The organism is Micromonospora tarapacensis (assembly GCF_019697375.1).
In the GTDB taxonomy this organism is placed as follows: domain Bacteria; phylum Actinomycetota; class Actinomycetes; order Mycobacteriales; family Micromonosporaceae; genus Micromonospora; species Micromonospora tarapacensis.
Window position 1 is genome coordinate 2,819,998 of sequence record NZ_JAHCDI010000004.1, and the last position, 11,181, is coordinate 2,831,178.

The 11,181-nt window shown below is 73.7% G+C and carries 8 protein-coding genes and 3 pseudogenes; all 11 read right to left on the bottom strand.

The window, feature by feature from the left end:
* Positions 1-43 precede the first annotated feature (43 nt).
* The 11 genes and pseudogenes from fmt to KIF24_RS18825 all read right to left on the bottom strand — a co-directional run bounded on the left by fmt (position 44) and on the right by KIF24_RS18825 (position 11,148).
* Positions 44-968 (bottom strand): annotated as a pseudogene (gene fmt, locus KIF24_RS18775) (methionyl-tRNA formyltransferase).
* A gap of 5 nt (positions 969-973) precedes the next feature.
* Complete coding sequence (def, locus tag KIF24_RS18780; protein WP_221085164.1) at positions 974-1,534, bottom strand: peptide deformylase; 561 nt, start codon at positions 1,532-1,534, stop codon at positions 974-976.
* A gap of 164 nt (positions 1,535-1,698) precedes the next feature.
* Positions 1,699-2,679, bottom strand: a pseudogene (locus KIF24_RS18785) (AAA family ATPase); the annotation flags it as partial.
* A gap of 278 nt (positions 2,680-2,957) precedes the next feature.
* Positions 2,958-4,949, bottom strand: a pseudogene (locus KIF24_RS18790) (primosomal protein N').
* A gap of 65 nt (positions 4,950-5,014) precedes the next feature.
* Positions 5,015-6,208, bottom strand: a complete 1,194-nt coding sequence (gene metK, locus KIF24_RS18795; protein ID WP_221085165.1) for a methionine adenosyltransferase — start codon at positions 6,206-6,208, stop codon at positions 5,015-5,017.
* Between the two features lie 99 nt (positions 6,209-6,307).
* Entirely contained in the window at positions 6,308-7,510 is a 1,203-nt protein-coding gene (coaBC, locus tag KIF24_RS18800) for a bifunctional phosphopantothenoylcysteine decarboxylase/phosphopantothenate--cysteine ligase CoaBC (protein ID WP_221085166.1), read from the bottom strand.
* Positions 7,511-7,523: 13 nt separating this feature from the next.
* Positions 7,524-7,787, bottom strand: coding sequence for a DNA-directed RNA polymerase subunit omega (gene rpoZ / locus KIF24_RS18805; protein WP_007075826.1), 264 nt, complete (start codon positions 7,785-7,787; stop codon positions 7,524-7,526).
* Positions 7,788-7,839: 52 nt separating this feature from the next.
* Positions 7,840-8,373, bottom strand: coding sequence for a nucleoside/nucleotide kinase family protein (locus KIF24_RS18810; protein ID WP_221085167.1), 534 nt, complete (start codon positions 8,371-8,373; stop codon positions 7,840-7,842).
* A gap of 25 nt (positions 8,374-8,398) precedes the next feature.
* Positions 8,399-8,716: an integration host factor, actinobacterial type gene (mihF, locus tag KIF24_RS18815; protein ID WP_007458370.1), complete on the bottom strand. Its 318-nt coding sequence runs from the start codon at positions 8,714-8,716 to the stop codon at positions 8,399-8,401.
* A 171-nt stretch (positions 8,717-8,887) separates the two neighbouring features.
* Positions 8,888-9,724, bottom strand: coding sequence for an orotidine-5'-phosphate decarboxylase (gene pyrF / locus KIF24_RS18820; RefSeq protein WP_221085168.1), 837 nt, complete (start codon positions 9,722-9,724; stop codon positions 8,888-8,890).
* Positions 9,725-9,873: 149 nt separating this feature from the next.
* Positions 9,874-11,148, bottom strand: a complete 1,275-nt coding sequence (locus tag KIF24_RS18825) for an adenosylmethionine--8-amino-7-oxononanoate transaminase (RefSeq protein ID WP_221085169.1) — start codon at positions 11,146-11,148, stop codon at positions 9,874-9,876.
* Positions 11,149-11,181: the final 33 nt, after the last annotated feature.

Here is an 11,181-nt window from a genome sequence, read left to right on the forward strand (position 1 = left end):
CGCGGCTCGCGCCGCTGGCTGCCCCGGCTGGGTGCGGTGTCCCTCACGCGAACTCCTCCCCGGCACCGACCCGGACACCGCGTGCCCAGTCGGTCGCCGGCATCGGCCGTTTGCCCGCCGCGCGCACCTCGCCCAGACGCACCGGGGCGGTGGCCGTGCCGGCCAGCACCTCGGTCTTGGCGACCAGCAGCTCGCCGGGCTTGAGGGCGGGCGCGTCGGGGCCGGGGCGACCGGGCCGAGCTTGACCCGCTCGCCCCGGAAGGTCGTCCACGGGCCGGGCGCGGGGTGCAGGCCCGGATCCGCCGGTCCACCGCGAAGGCGGGGTCGGGCCAGCGCACCCGCGCGTCCTCGACGGTCAGTTTGGGTGCCAGGGTGACCCCGTCGGCGGGCTGCGGCTGCGCCCGGGCGGTGCCGTCGGCGAGCGCGTCCAGCACCGCCACCAGCAGCCGGGCGCCGCTGTGCGCCAGCCGCTCCAGCAGGTCACCGGAGGTGTCGGTGGAGCGGATCTCGTCGGTGAGCGTGCCGTAGACCGGGCCCGTGTCCAGCCCTTCCTCCAACTGGAACACACTGGCCCCGGCCAGCTCGTCGCCGTGCAGCACGGCGTGCTGCACGGGTGCGGCGCCCCGCCACGCCGGCAGCAGCGAGAAGTGCAGATTCACCCAGCCGTGCCGGGGGATCTCCAGCGCCGCCGGCGGCACCAGCGCACCGTAGGCCACCACCGGCACGCAGTCGGGCGCCAGCTCACGCAGGCGGGCCAGGAACTCCGGCTCGCGCGGGCGCGCCGGGGTCAACACCTCGACGCCACGCTCGTCGGCCCAGGCGCCGACCGGCGAACGGACCAGACCACGGCCGCGCCCGGCGGGCGCGTCCGGTCGGGTGACCACGGCGACCAGCTCGTGCCGCGAGTCGGCCACGGCGGCCAGGGCGGGGACGGCGACGGCCGGCGTACCGGCGAAGATCACACGCATCGGACTCACCGCCCCAGGCCGAAGGGGCTGCCGGCCGCGTGCGGGCTCAGTTTGACCGTCGGCGGGGCGGCCATGTCGTACCACGGCGCCTGACGGATCGCCTTCATCGCCTCCTTGCGACCGGCCGGGTCCAGCCGGTCGACGAACAGCACCCCGTCGAGGTGGTCGGTCTCGTGCTGCACGCAGCGCGCCATCAGCCCGGTGCCGACCATCTGCACCGGGTCGCCGTAGCCGTTGAAGCCCCTGGCGATCACGTTCTGCCGGCGCCTGGTGTCGAAGTAGAGCCCGGGAATGGACAGGCAGCCCTCCGGGCCGTCCTGCTCCTCGGCGTCGGGGAACTCCAGCACCGGGTTGACCAGGTGGCCGAGCACGTCGTCGACGTCGAAGGCAAACACCCGCAGGCCCACGCCGAGCTGCGGCGCGGCGAGACCGGCGCCGTTCTGCTCACGCATTGTGTCGGTCAGGTCGGCGACGAGCTTGCGCAACTCGACGTCGAAGTCGACCACCGGATCGGCCGGCGTGCGCAGCACCGGATCCCCGAACAGACGGATGGGCTGGACGGTCACGCGGGTTGGCTCCTTAGCGGCGGGACGGGAGTGCCGTACCAGTCTACGGAGTGCCCGGAGCAGATTCGGCCGGCGCACCATGGTCGGCGGCCGGGACCGGCTCACCCACCGTGACCGGCGGCTGGTCGTGCCCCGGCAGGAGGGTCGACCGGTGTCGGCGGCTCAGCCGGCGACGCCGGACTCCCGGCCAGCACGGCGTCGCCGCCGAGCAGGGCGTGCTCCGGCAACGGCAGGCGGATGTCGTGGGCCGCCTCCCAGTCGTGGATCAGGCTGGGGCGGACCTGCGCGGCGAAGTAGTCGATCGCGCTCACGCCGCCCACCACCGGCTCCTCGACCTCGGCGACCAGCCGGCCGGGCACCAGCCGGAACCCGTTCCGCAGCGCGGCGCTGAGCCGGCGGTGCCCGTCGACCACGAAGAAGTACTCGCCGGTGTAGCCGATCTCGATCGGCTCCAGGCCGGTCTCGCCGCGGGCGGCGACCTCGCCGACGAACGTCGAGTCCCAGGCGTCGCGCAGGCCGGTGGCGTCCTCGGTCGGGTAGACCCGGCCCGGATCGAGCAGCAGCAGCGGCGGCGTGCCGCGCAGCACGTCAGGGGCGAGCCGCCCCTCGTACGCGTCGACGATGCACTCGATCACCTCGTGGGCGCCGGCCCGGGTGGTGTCGCAGATCAGGTCGTAGTTGCGCAGCCGGGCCTTGTCCACGCCGTACCGGACCAGGAACCGGCCGCGCTCGCTCTCGCTGCGCTCCAGGAGCTTGGCCGTGGCCTCCTCCAGCGAGGCATAGCTCTCCGCCGGCCCGGACGGACGCAGCAGCACCCGCCGGGCCGCCTCACCCGGCTCGGTGATCATGTGCACCTTCAGCGCGTCGGTGAAGAAGTGCCAGGCCAGCCGGGAGTCCATGACGAGGCTCTCACCGGAGGCGGCGATGTCGCGCTGGAGCTGGTCGACGTAACCGTCGACGGCCTGGTCCAGCTCGGCGTGCAGATTCAGCTGGAGCGCGGTCATCTGCCGCTCCTGGGCCATCTTCCGGTAAAGGTCACCGACGCTCACCCGGCGCAGGCCGAGACGCTTGGCGATCTCGACCGAGACGGTGCTCTTGCCGCTGCCGAGGTCACCGTTGAAGACGATCGACTGACGAACGGTCACGACTGGTCCACCCCTGATCACCGGCTGCTCAAGATCATCAATATCGCGCCGGACCGACGCGGTTCCGCCGTCGTCGCGCCGGCCTGCGACAACTCCAGCTTGGCCCGGTTGACGCCGCGCCGCGACCTGGAGCCGCCGTGCGTCCCGGCATGACGGGCGATGCTACCACCCCGAACGAGGCGGTCCCCCGGGACGCGGCCGTGAGCAGGCCCGTCGGTACCGGGTGCCACGATCGGGTCACCCAGTGCGAACCCGGCCGGCCCCGCCGATCGGGGCCCTCAGAACAGCGCCAGCGGGTCGACCTGGATGCGCACCGGGTCGGCCGCCTTGCGCGCACTGCGCACCGCGGCCGCCGCGTGCAGCGCCTCGGCCAGGGCCGCGGCCCGCGCCCGGGGCACCCGCACCAGCATCCGCTCCCGGTCGCCGTCGGCCGGCACCGGGCCGAGCAGTTCCGCCCCGTCGGGCAGCCGCGCCTGCGCCAACAGGTCGGCCACCCCGGCGGGCAGGCCGGTCACGCTGGCCATCCGCATGGCCGGCGGGAAACCCAGTTCCCGCCGCTCGGCCAGTTCCCGGGCGGCGAACCAGCCGGCGTCCCAGCGCAGCAACGCCTGCACCGGCGCGAGAGCGCCGTCGGCGACCACCACGACCCGCCCGCCCGCAGCCGCCGGCCGGGCCAACGCGGCCGCCGCCGACCAGCGGCGCAGCGCCTCCTCCCCGGCGCGCAGGTCCGCCCGGGTCAGCAACGCCCAGCTGTCCAGCAGCAGTACCGCGCCGTAACCGCCGGCTGCGACCGGCTCGGCGCCCGGAGTCGCGATCACCAGGCCGGCACCGCCGAGGACGTCGGCCAGCACCTCCTCCCGGCCGGAGGTCCGCACCGGCACCCCGGGGAAGGCCCGGCCCAGTTCCTCGGCGGTCCGCCGGGCACCGGTGACCGAGGCACGCAGCCGCCGCCCGCCGCAGTGCGCGCAGGCGTAGGCGGCGGACACCCGGCCGCACCAGCGGCAGGCCGGCATCCCGCCGGCCGACGGCAACCCGAGCGGCCCGGCGCAGTGCGGACAGCGGGCCGGGGTCCGGCAGTCGGCGCAGGCCACCGAGGGCAGGTAGCCGCGGCGGGGCACCTGGACCAGGACCGGCAGCTCCGCCCGCAGCGCCTCCCGGGCGGCGGTCCAGGCCAGGCTCGGCAGCCGCGCGGTCGCCGCGCCCGGATCGCGGGCCAGCTGCGGGTCGTCGCCGGTCGGCACGATCGCGGGGCGCGCGCCCGCAGCACCGCCCGGTCGGCGACGACCTCGCGGGCCCAGCCGGTCTCCACCAGCAGTTGCGCCTCCGCGGTCCGCGCGAAGCCGCCGACCAGCACCCCGGCCTCCGCCAGCTGGGCCCGGATGAGCAGCACCTCACGGGCGTGCGGGTAGGGGGCGCGGGGCTCGGCGTGCAGGTCGTCGCCGTCGTCCCAGATCGCCACGAATCCCAGCCGGTCGACCGGGGCGAACATGGCCGCCCGGGTTCCGATCACCACCGGCGCGTCGCCCCGGTGGGCGGCGAGGAAGGCCCGGTAGCGCCGCGCGGGACCGAGCGCGGCGGACAGGCAGACGTGACGGCCCGTCCCGAGGTGTGCGGTCAGCGCGGCGTCGAGCCGGTCCAGATCCCGTCCGTCGGCCACCACCACCAGGGCACCCCGGCCGGCCGTCACCGTGGCGGCGACCGCGGTGGCGTAGCGCGCCGCCCAGTCCTCCCCGGCAGCGCCGACCACACGGCCCGGGCGCGCGCCCGTCGGCCAGTGCCCGCAGCAGCGCCGGTCCGGCCGGGTACTCCCGCCATCCGCCGGGCTCCGGCGACCCGGCACCGCCACCCGCCACGCCGCCGGTCACCTCGCCGCCGGTCACTTCCCCGTTCGGCCCGGCCGGCGCGGCGGGTCCGCCGGCCGGCGCGGCCACGGGCGCAGCGGGCGCAGCTTGGGCGAGGGCCTCCTTCTCCACCCGGGCGTGCCGGGGCGGGACCGCGAGGCGCAGCACGTCGACGAGGCTGCCGGCGTAACGGTCGGCGACGACCCGGGCCAGCCGGGCCACCTCGGGGTCGAGCACCGGCAGCGGCGACACCACCCGCTCCAGGAAGGCCAGCCGGGGATGGTCGGACCGCTCGGCCCGCTCCAGCAGCCATCCGTCGACGAGCTGGCCGGCGAAGCGCACCTTCACCCGGACGCCGGGCACCGCGTCGGCGGCCAGTTCCTGCGGCACCAGGTAGTCGAAGGGGCGGTCCAGGTGGGCCAAGGGCACGTCGACGCAGACACGGGCGACCGGCGACCCGTCAGCGGGCCGCCGGTCGTCACGCCTGGTGGCTGTCAGGCTCCCGCGGCCGACTTGAGGTCGGCGGCCCGGTCGGTGCTCTCCCAGGTCAGGTCCGTCAGCTCCCGGCCGAAGTGGCCGTAGGCGGCGGTCTGCGCGTAGATCGGGCGCAACAGGTGCAGGTCCCGGATGATGGCGGCCGGGCGCAGGTCGAAGATCTCGGTGACCGCCTTCTCGATCGAGGCGACCGGCACGGTCTCGGTGCCGAACGTCTCGACGAACAGGCTCACCGGGTGGGCCTTGCCGATCGCGTACGCGACCTGCACCTCGCAGCGCTCGGCCAGGCCGGCGGCCACCACGTTCTTGGCCACCCACCGCATGGCGTACGCCGCCGAGCGGTCGACCTTCGACGGGTCCTTGCCGGAGAAGGCGCCACCGCCGTGCCGGGCGTAGCCGCCGTAGGTGTCGACGATGATCTTCCGCCCGGTGAGGCCGGCGTCGCCCATCGGGCCACCGATCTCGAACCGGCCGGTCGGGTTGACCAGCAGCCGGTAACCCTCGGTGTCGAGCCCGAGGCTCTCCAGCTCGGGGGCGATGACGTGGTCGCGCACGTCGGGGGTGAGCAGCGAGTCCAGCGAGATGTCCGCGGCGTGCTGGCTGGACACCACGACCGTGTTGAGCCGGACCGGGCGCAGCCCGTCGTACTCGATGGTGACCTGGGTCTTGCCGTCCGGGCGCAGGTACGGGACGGTGCCGTCCTTGCGGACCGCGGAGAGCCGCCGGGCCAGCCGGTGCGCGAGCGCGATCGGCAGCGGCATCAGCTCCGGCGTCTCCGAGCAGGCGAAGCCGAACATCATCCCCTGGTCGCCGGCGCCCTGCGCGTCCAGCGCGCTCTCGGACGCACCGGTACGCAGCTCGAAGGCGTTGTCGACGCCCTGGGCGATGTCCGGCGACTGGGAGCCGATGGAGACGCTGACGCCGCATGACGCGCCGTCGAAGCCCTTCTTGGACGAGTCGTAGCCGATGTCGAGGATGGTCTCCCGGACGATTGTCGGGATGTCGGCGTACGCCTTGGTGGTCACCTCGCCGGCAACGTGGACCTGGCCGGTGGTGATGAGGGTCTCCACCGCGACCCGGCTGTGCGGGTCCTGGGTGAGCAGGGCGTCGAGGATGCCGTCGCTGATCTGGTCGGCGATCTTGTCCGGGTGGCCTTCCGTGACCGATTCGGACGTGAAGAGGCGGCGTGTCACGGCACTCCTAAGTTCTTGGACGTCGTTCCGCGGCAGTGTAGTCACCAACCGCCTCCGAGTCCGTCTACGGTCGTGTTGTTGTCCAGCCGTCAGGAGGAGTCACCGGCCGAACCGGGCGACCACGAGGTCCCACACGCCGTCGGCGAGATCCTCCTTGGACTGTTCGGGCATCCGGATGACCGAACCGTCCGCGCCGATGACGGTGGCCGCGTTGGTCTCGGCGCCGAAGACCTTGTCCGGCCCGACCTCGTTGACGACGATGAGGTCGGCCCGTTTACGGGCCAGCTTGGCCCGTCCGTTGGCCTCGGCGTCGCCGGTCTCGGCGGCGAACACCACGAGCACCTGCTCCGGTCGGCGGCGCTGGCCCAGCTCGGCGGCGATGTCCGGGTTGGTGACGAGTTCGATGGTGGGTGCCGCGCCGTCGTCCGACTTCTTGATTTTGCCAGGCGCGTAGGTCGCCGGTCGGAAATCGGCCGGAGCCGCCGCCATCACGACCGCGTCGGCGCCGGCCGCCGCCTTCAGCGTCGCCTCCCGCAGCTCGCCGGTGGTGCCGACGCGGACCAGATCCGCACCGGCCGGGTCGGGCAGCGCGACGTTCGCCGCGACCAGCGTGACCCGGGCGCCGCGGGCGAGGGCGCAGCGGGCGAACGCGTAGCCCTGCTTGCCGGAGGAACGGTTGCCGAGGAAGCGCACCGGGTCCAGGGGTTCCCGGGTGCCGCCGGCGGTGACCACCACGTGCCGGCCGGTCAGGTCGGCCGGAGCGTCGACGCCGCGGGCCAGGACGCGGCGGGACACCGCGAAGATCTCCACCGGGTCGGGCAGGCGGCCCTTGCCGGTGTCGGCGCCGGTGAGCCGCCCGACGGCCGGCTCGATGACGCGGACGCCCCGGGCGCGCAGCGTCGCGACGTTGGCGGCGGTGGCCGGATGTTCCCACATCTCGGTGTGCATGGCCGGCGCCAGCAGCACCGGGCAGCGGGCCGTGAGCAGGGTGTTGGTGAGCAGGTCGTCGGCGAGGCCGTGGGCGGCCCGGGCCAGCAGGTCCGCGGTGGTGGGCGCGACCACCACCAGGTCGGCCTGCTGCCCGAGGCGTACGTGTGGCACCTCGTGCACGTCGGCCCAGACGTCCTCGGCGACCGGCTGCCCGGAGAGCGCCGCCCAGGTCGGCGCGCCGACGAAGCGCAACGCGGCGGCGGTCGGCACGACCCGGACCCGGTGACCGGACTCGGTGAACAGGCGCAGCAACTCGCACGCCTTGTAGGCGGCGATCCCACCGCCCACGCCGAGGATGATCCGGGCGCTCATCGCCGCGCGGAGATTACGGCTGGTCGGTCGGCTCGGCCGTGAGCAGGCCAGCGTTGATCTCCCGCATGGCGATGGAGAGCGGCTTCTCCTGGGGCGTGGTCTCGACCAGTGGGCCGACGTACTCCAGCAGGCCCTCGCCGAGCTGGCTGTAGTAGGCGTTGACCTGGCGGGCGCGCTTGGCCGCGAAGATGACCAGCGCGTACTTGGAGGTGGTCTTCTCCAGGAGCTCGTCGATCGGCGGGTTGGTGATGCCTTCGGGGTTGGCGATGGATCCCACGGATGAACCTCTGCTGTCTGTCGCACGGACCGCGCGAGCGCGGTGCCGGCGCTCAACCGCGCGGACGCGGCCGGGCCGGAGCCAGGAAGGAAGAACCGATGAATCCTACCAGCTCGTCCACGACCCGCTCGATGCGGTCGTGCGAGACGCTGTGGTCGAAGGCCGACACCGCGGCTGGACCCGGCATCCGGCCGGGTGGATGCAGCAGCACGAGTCGTGCCCGGGGCCAGGTGGCCCGGACCAGCAGCGCCCCGTCGAGGTCGAGCGGAAGCAGCACCGGCTGCCCGGCGGCGAGCCGGCCGCGCAGCGGGCCGGTCTCCGTGCCGCGCCGGTACGCGCCGAGCCGGCTCCACTCCAGCAACTCACCGGCGGCAAGCCGGCGGTCGAACTCCTCCGGCGTGAGGAAGTGCCGGTGGACGCCCTCCAGCTCGCACTCCCGGCGGGGCCGGGTGGTGACCGAGACGGGCGTCCACACTGACGGAGAACGCGCCCGGACCAGTTCGACGACACTCGCCCTGCCGGCGCCGGATGGGCCGGCCAGGACAGTGAGCCGAGCCGCCGGGCGCGCCTCGTCATCCAAGCTCACTGCTTGTTTCTACACGCAGTCGCGCTCAGTTGGCGGCGAACTCCCCAAGCAGGGCCTTACGCTGCTGCTCGCCGAGGCCACGCAGGCGACGGCTATCGGCGATCTTGAGCTTCTCCATGATCTGGGTGGCCCGGATCTTACCGATGCCCGGCATGGCCTGCAGCACGGCCGACACCTTGAGCTTGCCGACGACATCGTCGGACTCGGCCCGCTCAAGAACGGCACCGAGGGTGGTCTTGCCCTGCTTGAGCTGCTCCTTCAGCTCGGCACGGGCTTTGCGGATCTCCGCAGCCTTCTCCAGCGCGGCTGCGCGCTGCTCGGGGGTCAGTGACGGGAGCGGCACCAGTTCTCCTCAGGTCCCTATCGCGACGGGCGGGACGCACCGCCGCATCTGTGAAACGTGGTGTCGCTGTGAACCAAGGGGTTCCCAGCGCGGGGAAAACTAGCGGTCAACGGAGCTTTCGGCAACGTGGGCGCGCGGCGATCACCCCAAAGTGACCGAGCAGTCAGTCAGTCAGGACGACGTCAGGACCGCCCGGCAGTCGTCCACCGCCCGGTCCGCCGCGGCCCGCAGCGCCTCCGGGTCGGGGCCGGCGCCCAGCACCTCCCGCGAGTACGAGGGCAACACGGTGGGCAGCGCGGAACCGAAGACGATCCGCAGATCCGCCGCCGTGGCGCCCTGCGCGCCGAGTCCCGGCGCCAGCAGTGGACCGTTCACCGCGGACAGGTCGCAGCCGGTCTCGCCGACCGTCGCACCGACCACCAGACCAAAGCTTCCGAGTGGCTCCGCACCGGCGTTGAGCTGGGAAATCTCGTCGATCACCGTCTGCGCGACGGTGCGCCCGTCGGCGCCGCGGGCCCGCTGCACGGCGGCTCCCTCGGGGTTCGAGGTGAGCGCCAGGACGAAGACGCCGCCGCCGTGTTCGGCGGCCAACTCGAACATCGGGGCGAGTGCGCCGACCCCCAGGAAAGGGCTTGCGGTGACCGCGTCGACATATACCGGGCTGGATGGATCGAGGTAGGCCGAGGCGTAGGCGCGGACCGTCGAACCGATGTCACCGCGCTTGACGTCGAGCAGAACGAGCGAACCCGATTCTCGTAACTGTCGGATAGTTGACTCAAGTACCGCCACCCCTTGAGACCCGAATCGCTCGAAGAACGCCGACTGGGGCTTGACCACCGCAACCCGGTCACCGAGCGCTTCCACGACGATCCGTGCGAACCGGCTGAGACCCTGCACATCGTCGGCAAGGCCCCAGCGGGCCAGCAATGCCGGATGTGGATCGATTCCCACACAGAGCGGGCCTCGCTCGCCGACCGCCCGGTGCAACCGGGCACCGAAGCTCTCCATACCGCCAGTGCCTCCTCTCGTCAGACGCCAGCCCAGCCACGCTTTCTGGCGTTCAGGTCTACTCAACCCGTCCCGATCATCGAAAACCGGCTACTCAACCCGCGGTACCCGGCGACTCAACTTCCCGTCGCTCGGGCTCCCGCGCCTACTCAACCCGCCCGCACCGCCGCCGCGACACCGGCCCCGATCAGCGCCAGGTCGGCGTCGGTGGTGACGTACGGCGGCATCGTGTAGATCAGGTCCCGGAACGGGCGCAGCCACACCCCCTGCGCCACCGCGGCGGCCGTGGCGGCGGCGAGATCCACCTCGTGGTCCAGCTGCACCACGCCGATCCCGCCGAGCACCCGCACGTCCGTCACGCCCGGCGCGCTGCGCAGCGGATCGAGGCCGGCCCGCAGGCCGCGCTGGAGCCGCGACACCTGCCCGGCCCAGTCGCCGGCCCGCAGCAGACCGAGGGAGGCGTTGGCGACCGCGCAGGCGAGCGGGTTGCCCATGAACGTCGGGCCGTGCGCCAGGACGCCGCCGGCACTGATGCCCCGCGCCACCTCGGCGGTGCACAGTGCGGCCGCCAGGGTGAGGTAGCCGCCGGTGAGGGCCTTGCCCACGCACATCACGTCCGGGGCGACGCCGGCGTGCTCGGCGGCGAACATGGTGCCGGTGCGACCGAAGCCGGTGGCGATCTCGTCGAAGATCAGCAGGATCCCGTGCGCTCGGGTCACCTCCCGCAGCACCCGCAGGTAGTGCGGGTGGTGGAAGCGCATCCCGCCGGCGCCCTGCACCACCGGCTCGACGATCACCGCGGCCAGTTCGTGGGCGTGCCGCTCGACCGCGTCGACCAGCGCCGCCTCGTACGCCGGGTCGGGGGCGGTCTCGAAGCCGGCGGGCGGTGCCGGGGCGAAGACCTGCCGGGGCAGCACGTCGCCCCAGAGGTGGTGCATGCCGCCCTCCGGATCGCAGACGCTCATCGGGTGGAAGGTGTCCCCGTGGTATCCGCCCCGCCAGGTGCCCAGCCGACGCCGCTGCGGCCGGCCGCCGGCCCGCTGGTACTGCAGGCACATCTTCACCGCGACCTCGACACCGACCGAGCCGGAGTCGGCGAGGAACACGTGCGCCAACCCGTCGGGTGCCAACTCGACCAGGGTGCGGGCCAGCTCCACGGCCGGGGCGTGGGTGAGCCCGCCGAACATGACGTGACTCATCCGCCCCAACTGGTCGGTCACCGCCGCGTCCAGCACCGGGTGCCGGTAGCCGTGGATCGCCGCCCACCAGGACGACATGCCGTCGACCAGCTCACGGCCGTCGACCAGCTTCAGCCGCACCCCCGCGGCGCCGTCCACCAGGTACGGCGGCGCGGCCGGCGGGAGGGCGGCGTACGGATGCCAGACGTGTGCGGCGTCGGCGGCGAGGATCTCCTCCGGCGTCATCCGCGCTCCCGTCCGGTGCCGGCCCCGCCCCGG

What these genes read in the sequence shown, in the direction of transcription:
- KIF24_RS18825 (WP_221085169.1), bottom strand. Translation starts at nt 11,148, where the DNA reads ATGACGCCGGAGGAGATCCTCGCCGCCGACGCCGCACACGTCTGGCAT.
- pyrF (WP_221085168.1), bottom strand. Translation starts at nt 9,724, where the DNA reads ATGGAGAGCTTCGGTGCCCGGTTGCACCGGGCGGTCGGCGAGCGAGGC.
- coaBC (WP_221085166.1), bottom strand. Translation starts at nt 7,510, where the DNA reads ATGAGCGCCCGGATCATCCTCGGCGTGGGCGGTGGGATCGCCGCCTAC.